This is a genomic window from Symbioplanes lichenis (assembly GCF_030709675.1).
Lineage (GTDB): Bacteria > Actinomycetota > Actinomycetes > Mycobacteriales > Micromonosporaceae > Actinoplanes > Actinoplanes lichenis.
In genome coordinates this window covers 86,299-105,508 of the sequence record NZ_JAUZQD010000013.1, presented here as the reverse complement: position 1 = coordinate 105,508, position 19,210 = coordinate 86,299, and the positions used below count along the sequence as shown (strand labels likewise).

The 19,210-nt window shown below is 74.3% G+C and carries 10 protein-coding genes; 6 read left to right on the top strand and 4 right to left on the bottom strand.

Translation table 11 applies throughout. The features are described from left to right. The first annotated feature begins 17 nt into the window (after positions 1–17). From RAN62_RS28980 to RAN62_RS28970, 3 genes are read left to right on the top strand one after another with little or no spacing between them, the layout of a single operon-like run. Complete coding sequence (locus RAN62_RS28980) at positions 18–4,538, top strand: condensation domain-containing protein (protein WP_305787966.1); 4,521 nt, start codon at positions 18–20, stop codon at positions 4,536–4,538. After that, positions 4,535–5,395 (top strand): 3-hydroxyacyl-CoA dehydrogenase family protein, encoded by an 861-nt coding sequence (locus RAN62_RS28975; RefSeq protein WP_305787965.1) that lies wholly within the window; start codon positions 4,535–4,537, stop codon positions 5,393–5,395. Before RAN62_RS28980 ends, RAN62_RS28975 begins: the two co-directional genes overlap by 4 nt. Positions 5,396–5,400: 5 nt before the next feature. After that, positions 5,401–14,127 (top strand): non-ribosomal peptide synthetase, encoded by an 8,727-nt coding sequence (locus tag RAN62_RS28970; protein WP_305787964.1) that lies wholly within the window; start codon positions 5,401–5,403, stop codon positions 14,125–14,127. Here the strand turns inward: RAN62_RS28970 and RAN62_RS28965 are convergent. Further along, positions 14,121–14,636: a hypothetical protein gene (locus RAN62_RS28965; protein WP_305787963.1), complete on the bottom strand. Its 516-nt coding sequence runs from the start codon at positions 14,634–14,636 to the stop codon at positions 14,121–14,123. The two genes, RAN62_RS28970 and RAN62_RS28965, sit on opposite strands and share 7 nt — an antisense overlap. A gap of 161 nt (positions 14,637–14,797) precedes the next feature. On the opposite strand from RAN62_RS28965, the gene RAN62_RS28960 reads away from it, so the two are divergent. After that, complete coding sequence (locus tag RAN62_RS28960; protein WP_305787962.1) at positions 14,798–15,436, top strand: pyridoxamine 5'-phosphate oxidase family protein; 639 nt, start codon at positions 14,798–14,800, stop codon at positions 15,434–15,436. A gap of 19 nt (positions 15,437–15,455) precedes the next feature. Here RAN62_RS28960 and RAN62_RS28955 read toward each other — a convergent pair whose 3' ends face one another. Next, complete coding sequence (locus RAN62_RS28955) at positions 15,456–16,034, bottom strand: CGNR zinc finger domain-containing protein (RefSeq protein ID WP_305787961.1); 579 nt, start codon at positions 16,032–16,034, stop codon at positions 15,456–15,458. 89 nt (positions 16,035–16,123) lie between these two features. Here RAN62_RS28955 and RAN62_RS28950 point away from each other — a divergent pair, with 89 nt between their 5' ends. Together RAN62_RS28950 and RAN62_RS28945 are read left to right on the top strand one after the other, a co-directional pair. Then, positions 16,124–17,413, top strand: coding sequence for an APC family permease (locus RAN62_RS28950; RefSeq protein ID WP_305787960.1), 1,290 nt, complete (start codon positions 16,124–16,126; stop codon positions 17,411–17,413). After that, positions 17,413–17,862, top strand: coding sequence for a cupin domain-containing protein (locus tag RAN62_RS28945; RefSeq protein WP_305787959.1), 450 nt, complete (start codon positions 17,413–17,415; stop codon positions 17,860–17,862). Before RAN62_RS28950 ends, RAN62_RS28945 begins: the two co-directional genes overlap by 1 nt. Here RAN62_RS28945 and RAN62_RS28940 read toward each other — a convergent pair. After that, positions 17,819–18,517: a LuxR C-terminal-related transcriptional regulator gene (locus RAN62_RS28940; RefSeq protein ID WP_305787958.1), complete on the bottom strand. Its 699-nt coding sequence runs from the start codon at positions 18,515–18,517 to the stop codon at positions 17,819–17,821. The genes RAN62_RS28945 and RAN62_RS28940 overlap by 44 nt on opposite strands. 189 nt (positions 18,518–18,706) lie before the next feature. Beyond that, entirely contained in the window at positions 18,707–19,204 is a 498-nt protein-coding gene (locus tag RAN62_RS28935; protein ID WP_305787957.1) for a diaminopimelate epimerase, read from the bottom strand. Between the last annotated feature and the right edge of the window lie 6 nt (positions 19,205–19,210).

The window sequence follows — 19,210 nt, the reverse complement described above, 5'->3', positions numbered from 1 at the left end:
GACAGGAAGGGACGACCGTGCCGGACAGGGACATCGCGGTGGTCGGCATCGCCGTACGGTTTCCGCAGGCCGGCGACCTGTCCGAGTTCCGCGGCAACCTCCGCGCCGGCCGGGACAGCGTGCGGGACATCCCGGAGGACCGCGTCGCGAGCACCGGCCTGGACCCGTCCACCGCCTACGAACCGATGGGCTACCTGGACCGGATCGACCTCTTCGACCACCGGTTCTTCGGCCTGTCCCGCCGCGAGGCCGAGCTGATGGACCCCCACCACCGGCTCGCGCTGCAGCTGAGCCTCGGCGCGATCGAGGACGCGGGGTTGCGCCCCTCGGGGCTGCGGGACAGCCGGACGGCGGTGGTCCTGAGCGCGCCCGGCACCGATTTCGCCGGTCTGGCGGGCGAGGCCGGCACCCTGGCCATGCTGGGCACCTGGCCCTCGGCCCAGACCGCCCGGGTGGCGCGGCACTTCGGGCTCGTCGGCCCGTGCTACAACGTGGACACGGGCTGCAACGGATCCCTCATCGCCGTCCATCATGCCTGCCGGGAGCTGTGGACAGGCGATGCCGACCTGGCTCTCGCGGGTGGCGTCAGCCTGCGCGTCCGGCCCGATCCCGCGGCCGCGGCCGGCGACTTCCCCGCGCTTCTCTCGGCCCGGGGCCGGTGCCGGGCCTTCGACGCCGCCGCCGACGGGACCGTCAGCGGCGAGGGCGGTGCTGTGCTGCTGCTTGCCACCCGGGCCCGGGCCGAGGCCGAAGGACTGCCCTGTCACGCCGTGATCCGGGGCAGCGCCGTCGCCCACAACGGGCGCCGATCGGCCGACCTCGCCACGCCCAGCGCCGCGGCGCAGGCCGCGGTGATCACGCGCGCCTGGCAGGTGGCCGGGGCGGATCTGGCGACCGCGGGCTATCTGGAGGCCCACGGCTCGGGTACGCGGCTGGGTGACGCGGTGGAGGTCGAAGGGCTGGCTCTCGCCGGCCGGCAGGCGGGAAGGCGGGCCGGGGCGCTGCCGATCGGCTCGGTCAAGACCGCGATCGGGCATCTGGACCACGCGGCCGGGATCGCCGGTCTGGTGAAGGCGATCCTGAGCGTCCGGCACGCGGAGCGCTATCCCACCCTGCACTTCACCGCGCCGCCGGACGGCGTCGACCTGACGGCCGCCGGGGTACGCGTGGTGACCACGGCCGAGACCTGGGAGGCCCGCGACGGTACGCCCCGCCGGGCCGGCGTCAGCTCTTTCAGCCTCGGTGGCACGGTGGCGCACTGCGTGGTCGAGCAGGCGCCACCGCGCGCGGAGACCACGGGCCTCTCCGGTTCCCGGCTCGTCGTGGTCTCCGCCCGCACCCACGACGAGCTGCTGACGGCCTGCCGCCGCACGGCCCTCGCCCTGCGGCCGGGAGTCGTGCCGCTGGCCGACGTGGCGGCGACGCTGGGCGCCGGCCGCGACCACCACCCTCACCGGGTCGCGGTGGTCGCAGCGGACACCGCGGCCGCCGCCACCGCGCTGGCCGCGGAGGTCACCTGGCGTCGATCCACCGGGGCGGGCGAGCCCGGACCGGCGCCCCGCCTGCTCGTCCTGCTCTCCGGCGATGCCGAGGTCCCGTCCGGCGGCACGGACGAGCTTCCCGCCGCACTGCCCCTGCGCGACCGGTACGCCGCGGTGGTCGCCTGGCAGCTCATGGCCTTCCGGTGGCTGGTGGCCGCCGGCGTGCCGATCCACGGCATCCTGAGCTCCGGCGCCGGCCGGTACGCGGCGCGATGGCTGCGCGGCGAGCTGTCCGCCGCGGACACCGCACGACTGGGCGGGACGGAGACCTTCCCCGCGGCCGACCGGGATCGGCTGCGGACGGTCGCCGCGCAGCTCGCGGACGGACCGGTCCGGTTCGTCGAGCTCGGGCACCGGGGGGAGATCGGCGAGGCGCTGCGGGCCGGCGACATCCTGGCCGCGCCGGTGGCCGTCGATGTCGTACAGCGGCATCCCGACGGTCTGCTGCGGTTGCTCGGCCGGCTGTACGAGGCCGGGATCGACGTGGACTGGGCGGCGCTCGATCCGCCCGGCCACCCGGCCCGGCGCGTGCACCTGCCCGGCTACCCGCTGCGAGGCGAACGCTGCTGGCCCCGGCCCGCGGGCGTGGCGCCCCGCCCGGCGCCCGGCCCGACGCCTCCCGCTGCCGTCGCACCGGACCCGGGCGCCGGGGTGCTGCCGTGGTTGTCGGACACGTTGCGGGCGCTGCTGCACGCCGACGAGGTGCCGGCCGATGCCGACTATTTCGAGCTCGGCGGCAACTCGGTGGTGGCGCTGCAACTCGTCGACCGGGTCCGCGAGGCGTACCGGGCCGATCTGCGGGTGCTCGACGTGCACGACCACCCGCTGGTGAGCGACCTGGCCGGGGTCATCGCGGACCGGGCCGCGGGCCCGGCCGCCGCACCGCCGGCGCCGGCCCCGGCCCGTTCCGCCCTGCCGCCGATCACGCCGGGCGGCGAGCGGGTGCTCTCCTTCGGGCAGGAGCGCATGTGGTTCCACCACGAGCTCGATCCGGAGACGACCCTCTACAACCTGCCGGTCTCGCAGCGGCGGCGCGGGCCGCTGGATCCCGCGGTGCTGCGGGCCGCCTGGGAGGATCTCGCCGCGCGGCACGAGGTGTTGCGCTCCAACTTCGTGTCCGACGACGGGCGGCCCCGGCTCGTGATCCGGCCGGCGCTGGGCGACTTCCTCTCGGTCGCCGACGTGTCCGGCGAGCCGGACCCGCGGGCGGCGGCGCGCGCGGTGCTGCGGGCCGAGGAGCGCCGGCCCTTCGACCTGGCCACCGATCCGCTGGTCCGGGTGGTGCTGATCCGGCTGGCGGCGGACGAGCACATCGACCTCACCACCATGCACCACGCGGTGAACGACGGCTGGGCCCCGACCGTCCTCGACCAGGAGCTGGAGAGCCATCTCGCCGCCCGGGCCGAGGGCCGTCGTCACGAGCTTCCCCCGTTGCCGATCCAGTACCACGACTACGCGCGCTGGCAGCGGGACCTGCTCCGGGACGGGCTGCTCGACCCCGAGCTGGAGTACTGGAAGGACGCCCTGCGTGAGGTGCCGGTCCTGCGGCTGCCCACCGACCGCCGCCGGCCGGACCGGCGCGACTACGCCGGCGACGTCCACCCCTTCGTGATTTCCGGCGAGCTGGTGGATTCGTTGCGATCGCTCGGCCGCGAGGAGTCGGCGACGTTGTTCGCCGTCGTCCTGGCCGGCTTGTTCGTGCTGCTGCACCAGGACAGCGGCCAGGACGACATCGTCGTCGGCACGCCGACGATCGGCCGCACGCACCCCGAGCTGTGGCAGCTGATCGGCTTCTTCAACAACACCGTCGCGCTGCGCGGGGACCTGTCGGACCGGCCCAGCTTCCGCGAGCTCGTCCGGCGTACCCGGCGTACCGTCCTGGCGGGTCTCGACCATCAGGAAGTGCCGTTCGACAAGGTGGTCAAGGCGGTGGCGCAGCCGCGCGAGCCGGGACGCAGCCCGCTGTTCGACGTCATGTACGTGCATCAGACGTTGCCGCCGGAGGCCGCACACGCCGGGGACCCCGTCACCGGGCCGGACGAGCCGTTCCCCGGTATCCCGGCCGGCACCGCCAAGTTCGACCTCAGCCTGGTGATCGGCGAACATGCCGGGCGGGCCGGCCTGACAGCCGGGCTGGAGTACAGCACCCAGCTGTTCGATCGCCCGACCGTGGCAGCGACGGCCGAACGGTTCCTGGCCGTCCTGCATCGCGTCGTCGAGCGGCCGGACCTTCCCCTGGACCGGCTCGGACCCGCCCCGGCGGCGGCCGCCGGAGCCGACCCCGCGACCACGGCCGGCGACCTGGCGTACTGGCGGTCGGAGACGGCCGGGGCCCCGCTGATCGATCTGCCGGGTGACCGGCTGCGCCCGCTCGACGGGGATGACGCCGTCGCCGTGCACCGGCACACCGTCCCGGCCCGGATCGTCCGGGCCACCGGGGTGGACGCCGGCATCGCGCTCCTGGCCGCCTTCCTGACGGTGGTGTCGGCCCGTACGGGTGTCGAGGACCTCCTCGTCGGGCTGCCGCTGACCGCGCCGGGCGATCCGGAGCGGGTCGTACCGGCGGCGATCCGGGCCGACCTCGGCGACGAGCCGTCGTGGACGACGCTGACCAGCCGGGTGGCGGCGGCCGTCGCCCGCGCCCGGGGACATCTGAGTGTGTCGCTCGCCGACCTGGCCGGCCGGGGCGATCTGCCGCCGGTGCCGGGGCGGCATCCGCTCACCGATCTGTGGTTCGCGGCCGGTCCCGGCGACGAGACCGCGGGCGCCCCCGGCCGGACGCCGCACGACCTCGCGGTGACGGTGGACGGCGACGGCGACGCGGACGTGGTGGTCCGGTTGACCTATCGCACGGCTCTCTACGACCCGGCGACTGTCGAGGGCGTCGCACAGGAACTGACGACCGTGCTGCGCCGGGCCGGGGACGAGCCGGGGACGGCGGTTTTCGACCTGTGGCGGCCGGCGGAGGCCGGCCCGATCGGAAAGGCCATCACATGAGGATCGGTGTCGTCGGGGCCGGAACCATGGGAGTCGGCGTCGCGCAGTGCGCGTACCAGGCGGGTCATGCGGTGGTGGTGACCGACACGGATCCGGCGGCCCTGGACGGGGCGCCGGCCCGGCTGCGCGACGGCATCCGGCTCAGCCGGGTCCTCGGCCGGACGGAGCTCGCACCGGCCGGGGGCGCGCTCGTCCCGGTCACCTGGTCAGGGGATCCGGCCGCGCTGGCCCGGGCCGAGTTCGTCATCGAGTGCGTCACCGAGCGGATCGCGGTCAAGCAGGAGGTGCTCGGGGTCCTGGACCGGTTCTGCGCACCGGAGACCGTGTTCGCCTCGTGCACGTCCGGCATCCCGGTCGGCCGCCTCGGGTCGTTCACCGGGCGGCCGGACCGGGTGCTGGGCACGCACTTCATGAATCCCGCGCCGCTGAAGGACACCGTCGAGGTCGTCCGCGGCGCGCGGACCGGCGACGACACCATGCGGCGCGCCCTGGACCTGCTGACCGGCATGGGCAAGCGGGCCGTCGTCGTCAACGACGGCCCGGGCTTCGTCAGCAACAGGATCCTCATGCTGACCATCAACGAGGCGGCCACGGTGGTGCGGCAGGACACCGCGGACGCGAGCACCGTGGACGCCGTGTTCACCCAGTGTTTCGGGCACCCGCTGGGCCCGCTGGCCACCGCGGATCTGATCGGCGTCGACACCGTCGTGGACACCCTGGACATGCTCCGGGAGCACACCGGGGACGACCGGTTCATACCCAGCGCGCTGCTCGTGGACCTGGTCGAGGCCGGCCGGCTGGGCCGCAAGACCGGTCACGGCTTCCATCGCTATCCGCACGCCGGACCGGGGAGATGACGACGGTGCTGTCCGAGGGTGTCCTGGCGGCCTATGTCACGCCGGGCGGAGCGCTCGATCCGGCGCTGTTCACGATCGCCCTGCGGCGTACGCTCGCCGAGGCCGGCCTCGCCGCCGCCGATCCCGAGCTCGTCGATCTCGGCGCCGATCCGGGCCCGGCCGGGGCGCGGCGCTGGCTGGCCGCCCGGCTGGCCGAGGTGGCGGAGCCTCCGGGGCGGCACGTGCTCGTCCATCTCGGCGGCGGACGCTACGGCTGGTTCCAGCGGTACGACCCGTCGGTGCTCGACCGGCACAGCGTCGGCCTGGTGGCAGCCCGGGTCGGTGAGACCTACACCGCGCTCCTCACCGGCGCCGGCGTGACGCCCGGTCCGCTGGTCCCGGCGCCGGAGCCGGCGGAGCCCGGCCGCCCGGCCGCGACGATTCCGCCCACCGGCCGGGTGACCGCCGAGAGCACCCTCGGCGGTGCCGTCGCGGAAGCGGTGCACCGGGGCGCCCGCGCGGCGGGCGTCCACTGGCCGGTGCTGGTCACCGCCGCCGTCGCCTGCGTGGAACAACGGCGAACCGGCGAGTCCGGCGTGGTCATCGGGACGACCGTGACCAACCGGGCCGGCCGCGCGGACCGGCGGGCGGTCGGCCGGATGACGTCGGTCGCCGCCCTCGGGACGACCGTGCGCCCGGAACAGACCGGGGCCGAGGTCGTGCGAGCGGTGGCCCGGGCTCTGCGCCGCGCCGCGCGACAGCCGGCCGGCCAGCCGTACACGACGGTGGTGGAGACGCTGCCGGCCACGACGCCGATCCACTTCGGACCGGCGCCGGCGGGCCTGCGCCAGCTGGGCTCCGGCACCGGTCCGGCGGAGATCACCGTACGGGTGCACGAGGACCCGGCCGACCGTGGCTTGCACCTCCACGTGGACGCCGACGCCACCCGGCACGACGTCCCGTCCGTTACGGCCTACCTCACCCGGGTGCGCCGTGCGGTCGAGGAGCTCGCCGCGGACGGCCGCCGGGCGGTCGGCACCTTCGCCCTGCTCGATCCGGCTGATCATCGGCGCGGGCTGACCGAGTGGAACGACACCGATCTGCCGGTACGCGCGGCCGGCCTGCCCGAGCTCTTCGAGGCCGCCGTGGACCGCGACCCCGGGGCACCGGCCGTGATCACCGGGGCCGTCACCATCACGTACGGAGATCTCGACGCCCGGGCCAACCGGCTGGCTCATCTGTTGCTCGATCGGGGTGTCACACCCGGGGCCCCGGTGGCTCTCGCGGTCCCCCGCACCGCCGAGATGATCGTCGCGGTGCTCGCGACGGCCAAGGCGGGCGGCGCCTACCTGCCGATCGGCGCGGACCAGCCGCCGTACCGCATCGACACGATCCTCGCCGATGCCCGCCCGGCCGTCGTGATCGGCGCGGGCGACAGGGTGCCCGCCGCCGCCGGTGTTCCCGTCGTCCGGCTCGACGACGCGGCGACCGTGGCCGCGCTGGACAACTGTCCGGTGCGCCGGCCGGCGGACGCCGATCGGGCCTCGCCCCGGCCGGAGAGTCCCGCCTATCTCCTCTACACGTCCGGCTCGACCGGGCGGCCGAAGGGCGTGGTGGTTCCGCACCGCGCGGTGGCGAACCTGGTCGCCTGGGCCCGCCGTGACGTCGGCGAGCACACGATGCGGCGGGTCCTGGCCACCACGTCGCTGAGCTTCGACGTCTCGGTCTTCGAGCTGGTCGTGCCGCTTCTCGCCGGCGGCACGATCGAGCTGCTCGCGGATCCGCCGGCCCTGCTGACCGAGGCGGCCCGGCCGAGCCTCGTCAGCATGGTTCCCTCGGTCCTCGACCGGCTGCTGGCGGCCGGCCCGGTCATGCTGTCGCCGGATCTCGTCGTCCTGGCCGGGGAGGCGCTGACCCCGCGAGCGGCCCGGACGGTGCGGGAACGGTTTCCCCGGGCCCGGATCGCCAACGCGTACGGTCCGACCGAGGCGGCCGTCTACGCCACCGCCTGGTTCACCGACGGCCCGATCGACGCGGCGCCACCCATCGGGCGGCCGTTGCCGAACGTCCGGGCGCATGTGCTGGACGCCGCGCTGCAACCGGTACCGCCGGGCTGGCCCGGTGAGTTGTACCTGGCCGGCGCGGGGCTGGCCCTCGGCTATCGGGACCGCCCGGCGTTGACCGCGGCCCGGTTCCCGGCGAACCCGTTCGGCCCCGCGGGAAGCCGCATGTATCGCACCGGCGACCTGGTCCGCCGGGACGAGCACGGGCTGTTGCACTATCTCGGCCGGACCGACCACCAGGTGAAGATCCGGGGCTTCCGCATCGAACTCGGCGAGGTGGAGGCCGCGCTCGCCGCGCACCCGGACGTCACCGCCGCCGTCGCGGTGGTCCGGGAGGACCGGCCCGGCGACCGGAAGCTGATCGGATACGTCACTGTGGCCGCCCCGGCCGGCCCGGCGGCCGTACGGGCCTGGGTCGCCCAGCGGCTGCCCGGTCACATGGTGCCGCACGCCGTGATCGTCCTCCCGCGGCTCCCGTCGGGTCCGGCCGGGAAGGTCGACCGGTCCGCTCTGCCCGCGCCCGGATTCGCGGCCGCGGCCGCGCCGGCGAACGACTCCGCCGCCCGGGCCGGGGAGTTGTGCGCGGTCTTCGCCACCGTGCTCGGCGTGCCCGCTGTCGACCCGCACGTGAGCTTCTTCGACGTGGGCGGCGACAGCATTCTGGCCATCCAGCTGGTGAGCCGGGCTCGTCGCGCCGGCCTCGCCTTCACGCCGCAGGACGTCTTCGAGCATCCCACCGCCGCGGGACTGGCAGCGCTCGCCGGGCGGGTGACGGAGTCGCCGGTCGAGGGATCCGGTGACGGCGTCGGTCAGGTGCCACTCACCCCCATCATGGAGTGGTTCCGGCACCGCCACGGCCCGGCCGGCGGATTCGGGCAGGCCGTCGTCGTCCGCGTACCCGCCGGCCTGGGCCTGGGGCCTCTGGAGACCGCGGTGGGGACACTGCTCGATCACCATGACGTGCTGCGCCTGAAGCTGACCCGGGCGCCGGCCGGACCGGAGCGGCCGGACCGCTGGACGCTCGAGGTGCGGCCGCGCGGAGCCGTCACCGCCGCCGCCTGCGTCGGCCGGGTGGACGTCGCCGGCCGGACCGGGGAAGCCCTCGCCCGGACGATCGACGAGCAGATCGAGGCCGCCCGCCGAGCCCTGGCCCCCGAGGACGGCAGGATGCTGCGGGTGGTGTGGCTGGACGCCGGGTCGTCCGGGGCAGGACGGCTGGTGATCGTCGTCCACCACTTGGCGGTCGACGGGGTCAGCTGGCGGATCCTCGTACCGGATCTGGCGGAGGCCTGGCAGGCCGCCCGGGCCGGCGCTCCCGCCGTGCTGCCGCCCGCCGGGACGTCGTACCGGCGGTGGGCGCTCATGCTCGCCGAGGCGGCAGTCCGGCCGGAACGCGAGGCCGAGCTGGACTTCTGGCTCGCCCAGCTCGGCCGGGAGGATCCCCCGCTGGGCACCGGACGGCTCGACCCGGCCCGCGACGTGCTCGCCGGGGGGCGGGTCGACACGCTGCGCCTGCCGGCCGGGCCGACCCGCACACTGCTGACCGACGCCCCGAGGCTCTTCCACTGCGGGCCCGACGACGTGCTGATGACCGCCCTGGCCTTGGCGGTGGTGCACTGGCGTCGCCGGCACGGCCGCGGCCACACGTCCACCGTCCTGCTGGACGTCGAGGGGCACGGCCGCGAACCCGTCGTCCCCGGCGCCGACCCGACCCGTACGGTCGGCTGGTTCACGTCCCTCTGCCCGGTGCTCCTGGACGTCGGCTCGCCCGCCTGGGACGAGGTCCGCGCCGGCGGCCCGGCCGTGGCCGCCGCCCTCGGACGGGTCCGGGAGACCATGCGGTCGCTGCCCGACAAGGGCGTCGGGTTCGGGCTCCTGCGCCACCTCAACCCCCGCACCACACCGGTGCTGGCCGGCGCGGCGCGACCCCAGATCAGCTTCAACTACCTGGGGCGGTTCGCCGCCACCGGCGCCGGGTCCGCGGCCGGGTGGACGACCGCACCCGAGTTCACCGGGTTGTACGGCGGCGCCGACCCGGACGAGCCGATCCCCCACGAGATCGGCATCGGCATGGCGGCGCAGGAGGGTGACACCGGTGTCGAGCTGACCGCCTCGGTGCTGTGGCCCGAGTCGCTCTTCACCGCCGGGCAGATCAGTGACCTGCTGCACCTGTGGCACGAGGCGCTGCTCGGGCTGGCCGCGCACACCACCGGGCCCGGACCGGAGGCGGCCGTGACGGTGAGTCCGGCGGCGCTGGTCGGCGCGGTGGCCGCGCGCACGCCCGATGCGGTGGCGGTGGTGGCCGGGGACACCGTCCTCACCTATCGGGAGCTGGTCGAGCGCGCCGATCGGCTGGCGGCCCGGCTGGCCGCGGCCGGCGTCGCACCGGGGACCCGGGTGGCGGTCGCCGTGCCCCGCGGGGCGGATCTCGTGATCGCCCTGCTGGCTGTGCTCAAGGCGGGTGCGGCGTACGTGCCGGTCGACCCGGCGCACCCGGCTCCCCGGCTCGCCGCCATGCTCGGCGACGCGCGTCCGGTGTGCCTGCTCGTGACCGGCGACGGCACCGTTCCCGGCGCGGCCGACCTGCCCCGCGTACGCGTGGACCTGCCACGATCCGGCCCGCACGGTGACCCGCCGCGCGTGCCGCCGGCCGCCTGGCGCCCGGCGTACATCGTGCACACCTCCGGCTCGACGGGCACCCCGAAGGGCGTGGTCGTGCCGTGCGGGGCGGTCGCGGCGCTGGCGCTGGACCGGGCCTTCGACGGCGACGCCCACCGCCGGGTGCTGCTGCATTCGCCGGCCACGTTCGACGCTGTCACCTATGAGGTGTGGGTGCCGTTGGTCCGGGGCGGCGCGGTGGTCGTCGCGCCGGAGGAAGCCTTGCTGCCGGCGACGCTCGCCACGCTCGTCGAACGGCACTCCGTCACGGCGCTGTTCCTGACCGCGGGCCTGTTTCGCGCCTTCGCTCAGGAGGCACCGGAGTCGTTCACCGGGCTCCGCGAGGTCTGGACCGGCGGCGACGTGGTGCCGGCCGACGCCGTGCGACGGGTGCGCTCGGCCGCACCGCACGTGCGGGTGGCCAACGTGTACGGGCCCACCGAGACGACCACGTTCGCGACGGTGTGGCGGATCGGACCGGGCGACACCGGCGACGACGTCCCGATCGGCCGCCCGATGGACCATACCGAGGCGTACGTCCTCGATGCCGCCCTGCGACCGGTACCGGCCGGCCGGCCGGGCGAGCTGTACCTGGCCGGGCGCGGACTGGCCCTCGGCTACTCGAACGATCCGGGACTGACGGCGGCGCGGTTCCCGGCGGACCCGTTCGGCCCCGCGGGCAGCCGCATGTATCGCACCGGTGACCTGGTCCGGCTCGACGAGCAGGGCGTCGCGCACTTCCTCGGCCGCGTCGACGACCAGGTCAAGATCCGCGGCTTCCGCGTCGAACCCGCGGAGATCGAGGCGGTCCTCGTCCGCCACCCGGGTGTCACCGATGCCACCGTCGTGGCTCGGGAGGACGGTCCGGGCCGGCGCGACCTCGTCGCCTACCTCACCGCGGACACACCGATCGATCCGGTCCGGGCACGGTCCTGGATCGCCCAGCGGCTGCCGGACCCGATGGTGCCCGCGGCCGTGGTGGTCCTCGACCGGCTGCCGCTCACTCCGCACGGCAAGGTCGACCGGGCTGCACTGCCGGCCCCGGACCGCACCCCCCACGGCACCGGCGCGGCCCCCGCCACCACGGCCGAGCAGACGATCGCCCGGCTGGTGCGAGAGCTCCTGCCCCTCGACCGGGTGAGCCTCGAAGACTCCTTCCTCGCACTCGGCGGGGACAGCATCACGGCGCTGCGACTGGCCGTCCGGGCCCGGCGCGCCGGCTTCGCGCTGACCCCGCGGCAGGTGTTCGAGCACCGGACCGTAGGCGCGATCGCAGCCGCCGCCGAGCCGCTGAGGCCCGCCCCGGAGCCGGACGACGCGGCGACCGGGCCGATGCCGCTGACCCCGGCCATGCGACGGTTCCTGGACAGCGGTGGCCCGATCGACGGCAGGTGCCGGCACGTCGTGCTCCGCTTGCCCGGTACCGTCTCCGCCGACCGGTTGTCGGACGCCGTACAGGCTGTCGTCGACCGTCACGACGCCTTGCGGATGCGGCTGACCCCCGACGGACAGTGCGAGATCCTGCCGGTCGGCGCCGTGGCCGCCGCCGGCCTCGTCCGGCACGCCGGTCCCGCGGCGGAGGACGAGGCGGTGCGGGCGGCCTGCCGCGAGCTGGTGCCCGCCGAGGCCGCGATGCTGCGGGTGGTCCACTGCGAGCCCGGCCGCGTCCACCTGCTCGGCCACCGCCTGGCGGTCGACCCGCCGAGCCTGAGGATCATGGCCGGCGACCTGATGAGCGCCTGGGTCGCCGCGACGGCGGACCGATCGCCCGCCGCCGCCCTGCCCCCCGCCGGCACCTCGCTGCGGTCCTGGGCGCGGATGCTCGCCGGCGAGGCGGTACGGCCGGATCGGGAGAGCGAGGTCGAGCGGTGGGCCGAACAGCTGGACGGTGACGACCCGGCACCGGCACCGCACGTGCTCGATCCGGCCGTGGATACCGTGGCGACGGCCGGCCGGGTGCCCGTGGTGATGTCACCCGCACAGTCGCACGCCCTGGTCGGCCGATTGCCCGCGATGTTCCACTGTGAGCCGCGGGACGTCCTTGCGACTGCTCTGGCCCTCGCGGTGGCCCGGTGGCGAAGTGTGTCCCGGGGGGAGGACGGCACATCCGCTCTGGTCGAGATCGAGGAGGCCGACCGGCCACCGGCCCGGACCGGCCTCGATCTCACCCACACGATGGGCTGCCTCGGGCGTACGTACCCCGCGCGCCTGGACCCGGGGCCGATCGACTGGGCCGACGTCCGCGCCGGGGCCGCAACCCTGGGTCCGGCCGTCCGGCGCGTCAAGGAACACCTGCGGTCGCTGCCCGGCGGAGGCCTCGGATTCGATCTGCTGCGCTACCTCAACCCGCGCACCGGTCCCCTGCTGGGGGCCGCGGGCCGAGCGCGGATCGGCCTGACCTTCCTCGGCCGCGCCGCGGCGGACGACAGCACCGGCGACACAGCCACCCCCGGAGAGCCGTTGACCCACCCGCTGGCGATCACCGCCCTGATCCGCGACGGCGGGCCGGGCCCACGGCTCGAGACCACGCTGAGCTGGGCCACCCGCGTGGTCGGCGAGGACCACGCCCGCACGCTCGCGACCCTCTGGGAGCAGGCCCTGACCGGTCTGGCAGCTCTCGCCGACACCGGCGAGGGCGGCCATACACCCTCCGACTTCCCCCTCGTCGCTCTCTCCCAGTCCGAGGTGGAGGCGGCCGAGGCGGCCTGCCCGGGACTCACCGACATCCTCCCCCTCGCGCCGTTGCAAGAGGGAATCCTGTTCCACGCCTTGTCCGGCGGTGAGGCCGGCGGCGTGTACGTCGTCCAGCTGACGCTCGGGCTGGCGGGAACACTGGACGCGAGCGCGCTGCACGGGGCGGCCGGCGATCTGCTCCGCCGTCATCCGCACCTCGGAGCAGCGTTCCTCCACCGGGGATTCCGCGTACCGGTCCAGGTGATCGGCGCCCCGCCGGGCGTACCGTGGCAGGAAACCGATCTCCGCGACCTGTCGCCGCAGGACCGCGACCGGCGACTGGCCGATCTCGCGGCCGGCCACCGCACCACCGGGTTCTCGCCCGGCGAGCCACCGCTGCTGCGCTTCCTGCTGTGCCGGCTCGGCCCGGAGCGGCACACACTGGTGCTGACGATCCATCACCTCCTGATCGACGGCTGGTCGGTGCCCCTGCTCGTCCAGGACCTCATGACGCTCTACGGCGCCCGGCTGGACGGCAGCACGCCGGCCCCGGCGCCGGCGTACCGGGACTTTCTCGGCTGGCTCGCCCGCCGGTCACGGTCGGAGGCCCGGGCGGCGTGGCGCACGGCGCTCGCCGGTCTCGCGGCTCCGACGATCACCGGCCGCGCCCGGGCGGACTCGGCCGCGGTCCTGCCCGAGCGGCTCGAGGCCACCCTGACGGAGCCGGAGAGCGACGCGGTCCGGGCGGCGGCCCGGGCCGGCGGGATCACCCTCAACACGTACGTCCAGGCGGCGTGGGCCCTCGCGCTCGCCTGCTCCACCCACCGCGACGACGTGGTCTTCGGCGTGGTCGTCTCCGGCCGGCCGGACGATCTGCCCGGCGTCGAGTCGATGGTCGGCCTGCTCATCAACACCGTTCCGGCCCGCATCGTGCTGAACCCGCGGGAGACCGCCGGGGACCTGCTGCGCCGGGTGCAGGACGAGCAGTCCCGGATGATGCCGCACCAGTACGTGAGCCTGAGCGAGATCCGGCGGATGACGGGCCGGGGCGAGCTCTTCGACACCGCCGTCGCGTTCGAGAACTATCCGCCCGGTCCGGTGGTGTCTGCCTCGGAGCTCCGCCTCACCGGAACGAGCGTGCGGGACATGCCGCACTTCACCTGCGCGCTCGCGGTCGTGCCGGGCGAGCGGATCCTCCTGCGGGTTACCCATCGGCCGGATCTGCTGCCCCGGTCCGGCGCCGGTGAGCTGCTGGCATTCCTGCACCGGGGGATCCGGCTGCTCACCAAGCATCCGGACAGGACGATTGCCGACATCCGCCCGGGCGTCGCCGGCAGCACGACGGGGCCGGCTCAGTGAACCGGCGACGCGAGGATCTGTCCGATGTCCCACAGGTGGTGGTAGGCGTCGTGGCAGTTGTTCCTCGCGACGTCCGCGGCCGTCTGACGCCCCCGGGTCGCGTGCCGCAGCGTGACGCCCTCGCGCAGAGCACGCCCCACGACCTCGACCCAGGCGGCCGCGGCCAGCTCGCTCGACCACGCGGCCACGGCCAGGGGCAGGGCGGCGTATCTCCTGGCCGCCGCCAGGGCGTCGGGGTCGTAGCCGGCGACGTCGCTGCGCCGGGCGAGAAGCGCGCTCTGCACCCGCTCCGACCATTGCCGCAGATTGTCCCCGACGTGGCAGACATATTCCGTGACCGTCCATCCGCCCGCGGGACGTCGTTCGGCACCGTTGGCCCCGGCGGTCGCCTCGGCGAGCCGCCGGTCCCATCCGGACATCCAGGCGAGGGCCTCCCCGGGCGTCAGCGACCAGTCGAATCCGCAAGCCCGGCACGGATCTCCGTACAGCGCCGCACCCCATGGCTCCACGCCGGAGAATCTACCGGATCCCCGGGTACGCGCCCTCCGGTGCGGGTCTCGCCGGCGAACCGCGGCTCGTGCCGGTGCGCCGGGGAGGATCCGGGGGACGCCGCCGAAAGCCGACAGTCCGGATGTGGCGCCGTGCCCGCGCCCCTCCCTATGGTGTGACCATGCTCTCCCCGACCGAACGCACGACACTGGGTCGCGCCAAGGATCGGGCGCGTACCGATCGCGCCGACCTTTACGCCGTTCTCGACGCCGGTCTCGTGTGCCATCTCGGGCTCGTCGTCGACGGCGCCCCGATGGTGGTGCCGACCGGTTACGGCCGCATCGGCGACACACTCTTCCTGCACGGGTCCAGCGGTGCCCGCTCGCTGCGCCACGCCGGGTCCGTCTGTGTGACGGTGACCCACCTCGACGGCATCGTGCTGGCGCGCTCGGCGTTCAACCAGTCCGTCAACTACCGGTCGGCGATGATCTACGGCGAGGTCCGGCGGGTGAGCGACCCGGACGAGCAGGTGGCCGGGCTCCGGGCGATCTCCGAGCAGCTGGCGCCCGGGCAATGGGACGCTGTGCGAGCACCGACGCGCAGGGAGCTGGCGGCGACCCTGGTGCTCGCCCTCCCCCTGACCGAAGCCTCGGTCAAGATCCGGCAGGGGCCGCCGATCGACGACGAGGAGGATTACACGCTGCCCGTCTGGGCCGGTGTCCTTCCCCGGGAGACGGTCTGGGGGACACCGGTGCCCGATCCCCGGATGTCGCAGGACATTCCCGTGCCGGCGCACGTGCGCGACCGGGTGTCCGGCTGATCCCCCGCCTCCGCCCGCCTCAGCGGGGTTCCTTGGTGGCGGTCCGCGCCCGGTAAGAGCGGGTCTTCATCCGGTTGCCGCAGCGATCGGGGTCGCACCAGCGCCCGTTGGCCGGCCGGGACCGGTCCAGGAACACCCACCGGCAGTCCGGCGCGGGACACATCTTCAGACGCCGCCAGGAGGCGTCCGCCCCGGCGTTCACCGCCTCGCCGAGAATCAGCGCGAGGGCCCCGGGAACGCCCGGTCCGGCCGGCGCCAGCACCGGCGCCGCATGCGGTCCGAACCGGACGCGCAGCAGCCCGTCCAGCTCCGGCCAGGCGGGCTCCGGCGCCCCCGCGGGCAGCGCCGGCTCACCGGGCTGGACGGTGGCCGCGCGCAACGCGGCGCGCAGGGCATGGGCCAGCCGGAGATCGGCGGCATCGGCGGAGACCGGACCGTCGAGCAGACCGGCCCCGGTGAGCCAGCCGGCCAGACCGGCCGGCGTGGCCAGCGCGTCCGCCGGCTGCAACGGCCGGCCGTGCAGCACGAAGCCGCGCTGGTCGAGTGTGTTGACGAAGCTCTGCACCAGCTCGAGACCCGCGAATCGCCCTTCGCCCACCGACACGAGCATCTCCGTTTGGTAGTGTTGAATCGGTCTTGCCCTCCACTGTATGCTCCGCAAACCGGTCGCCGTCCCGAGGAGATCCGTTGCACCAGAATCAGCTGAGGCGGACCATCTCCTTGCCGCAAGGCGTGGCGCTCTATCTCGGTGCGATCATCGGTGCGGGCGTCCTGTTGCTGCCCGGCGTCAGCGCGACGATGGCCGGTCCCGCGTCCGTGGTCGCCTGGCTCTTCGACGCCCTGCTCGGCATCCCGCTGGCGCTGACCTTCGCCGCCCTGGCCGGCCGCATCCCGGATGCCGGCGGAGCCGCCACTTACGCCACCCGCGCCTTCGGCGGGGCCACCGGCGCGGTGGTGGGCTGGTTCTACTTCATCGGCGCGGCCACCGCGCAGACGCTGGTCGCGCTGACCGGCGCCTACTACGCCGGGCCCTACCTGGGCCTGGGCAACGGGGGGATCTTCCTGCTGGCGGGCGCCATCCTGACCGTCGCCACGGTCTCCAACGCGTGGGGCCTGCGCGTCAGCGCGCGGCTCCAGTTGCTCTTCAGCACCACGGTCGCCCTCCTGCTGGTGGCCGCGGTGCTGGTGGCCGCGCCGCGGATGGAGGCCGAGCGCTGGACGCCCTTCGCCCCGCACGGCTGGACGGCGGCCGGTTCGGCGGGCGTCGTCATCTTCTTCGCCTTCTTCGGCTGGGAGGCGATCACGCATCTGAGCGAGGAGTTCCAGGATCCCGCGCGCGACGTGCCGCGCAGCACGGTCATCAGCGTCGCCCTCATCACCGCGCTCTTCGCCGGCGTCGCGGTCGTGACCGTCGGCACGGGCACATACGGCACCGACGAGCTCAACCGCACCGTGATCGCCCGCCTGCTGGGCGGCTCGTCGTCCTCCACCGTGGGCGCCCTCGCCTCGACAATCGCGCTCTTGATCGCCGTCGGAACGGCGAACGCCTTCGTGGCGGCCACGTCCCGCCTGGGCTACGCCCTCGGGCGGGACAGAGTCTTCCCGCGCGTCTTCGCCGCGGTCAGCGACCGCGGCGTCCCCCTCGTGTCCGTCCTGGTCGTCGGCGGATACGCGGGGGCTTGCCTGCTGGTGAGCTACCTGCTCGACTGGGGTCCGGAGTTGTTGCTCAAGGTGCCGACGTCCCTGGTCATCCTCACCTACATCGCGGCGATGGTCGCCGGTGTCCGGCTGCTCAGCGGCGCCCGCCGGATCGTCGCGGGCGCCGCCGCGCTGCTGTGCCTCGTGCTGCTGCCCTTCGCCGGAGTGGCCCTCGCCATTCCGGTGATCGTGGCCCTCCTGGCGCTGACCTACCGGTGGTGGACCAGGCGCCGGGAAACCACGCGGCCACGGATGGCCGACGAGACCGTGGAGCGGTGATGGAAGCGCACAACGTCGACGAGATCGTCCGATCCTGGTCCGCGGGATCACCTCCGTACCTGGAGTTCCTGCGCACCGCCGCGATGAGCGCCGGGGTCTATCGGCTGTCCGCCGGAAGCGCCGACCCGCAGCAGCCCCATCGCGAGGACGAGCTCTATCTGGTCCTGCGGGGCCGGGCGCTGATGACCGTCGGCGGCCGGGAGACCACGGTCGGGCCGGGCTCTCTCGTGTTCGTGCCGGCCATGGTGGAACACCGCTTCCACACGATCAGCGAGGATCTCGACGTCCTGGTCGTCTTCGCCCCGGCGGAGTCGGCTCCGAGCCCGGGCGTGAGCCCCTCCGGCACCGGGGACGCGAGGCCGAGCGTGAGCCCCTCCGGCACCGGGGACGCGGCGACCGCGGCCCTCAGGACCGGCGCCGTGACGCGTGCGTCACCGGCTCCTGAGTGATGCGTGCGCGGTGGGCGAGCGCAGCCGCCTGGCCTCGCTCCCGCATGCCCAGCTTGTTCAGCACCCGGGAGAGGTGCGATTTGACCGTCCCTGCCGTCACCCCCAGCTTGAGCGCCATCTCGCTCGTGGTCAGTCCCTCCGCCACGAGACGCAGCACCTCCCGCTCGCGACCGGTCAGCTCCGCATGTTCGATGCGGCGCACCGCCTCGGCATCGGGCAGTGACTCGACCAGACGGTCGAGGAGAAAGGAGGTGGCCGCCGGGGCCAGGAAGGCCTCCCCCCGCGCGACCGCGCGCACGGCATCCACGACGAAACGTCCTACATGGTCGTTGTGCACAATGCCGCGCAATCCGAGACGCAGCACCTGGATGACCGCGGACTCGTCGTAGTCGTCGACGAGGACGACGACCGGTGGCCGGCGCCGCCAATGGGCGCACAACCGGCCCAGCGGCTCGAACTCCCCGATCCCGTCCATCGAGGTCATGAGCACGTCGGGCCGCAGCCGGCCGACCATGCCGACCATCTCGTCGACCCGGCCGGTGTCTCCGAGCACGGCGAGATCGGGCTCGGTGCCGATGACCGCGCGGAGGCCGGCGCGGGTGAGATCAGCCTCGTGGTGGACGACGACGGTCAACGGGCCGGATGAGCGGATCATCGGCCCTCGTTTCCCGGGCCGCGGCCAGGAATGCGATACGTTGCCGAAAGCGACTCGTTCCCGGGCCGACGAGGCGCTGCCGAGTCCGGACTTGAACGGCGAGAAGCCATTGTGCTGCCCCCGTGATCGACTGAGCACGCACGACACACGTGCCAGAACCGTGACCAAACGCAATCGAATCGTAACGCATCACTGCGTCGATCGATGGCCGGTCGCGGTGTCGATTTCCAGATCCAGCCGGGGCGGCGGCCAGGCCACCACACCCTCAAGAACCGGAACCACGAAGTAGCTGCGTGAATGACCCGCCGTCGCCCCGGCCCCGGCCGCGCTGGAGCCGGCCGTGACGCGCACCGTGTCCCCCTGGACTTCCGTCAGATGCCGGACTTTCTGCCAAACCAGCACGGGTTCGCGCGAGCCGTAGCGGTCGCGGACGGCGTAGGCCGCACAGGCGACGAAGGGGCCGCCGGCGACCGGGTCGGGCCACACCGGAGATCCGTCCGGTTGAAAACATTCGACACGGAAACCGATCAGACCCTCATTACGTATCGTTATCAATCCGGCCCCGCCGATGACATTCCCGCAGAGCGCCAGCGCCAGATCCTTACCGTCCTCCCCCCGGCTGTCGACGGCATTGACCACGAGATAGCCCTGCCCGGAGCTGTGCAATTTCGTGAACCGGATACCCATGCCGCG

Coding starts and splice junctions, on each gene's coding strand:
- RAN62_RS28975 (WP_305787965.1), top strand. CDS start 4,535: ATGAGGATCGGTGTCGTCGGGGCCGGAACCATGGGAGTCGGCGTCGCG.
- RAN62_RS28960 (WP_305787962.1), top strand. CDS start 14,798: ATGCTCTCCCCGACCGAACGCACGACACTGGGTCGCGCCAAGGATCGG.
- RAN62_RS28945 (WP_305787959.1), top strand. CDS start 17,413: ATGGAAGCGCACAACGTCGACGAGATCGTCCGATCCTGGTCCGCGGGA.
- RAN62_RS28940 (WP_305787958.1), bottom strand. CDS start 18,517: ATGATCCGCTCATCCGGCCCGTTGACCGTCGTCGTCCACCACGAGGCT.
- RAN62_RS28935 (WP_305787957.1), bottom strand. CDS start 19,204: ATGGGTATCCGGTTCACGAAATTGCACAGCTCCGGGCAGGGCTATCTC.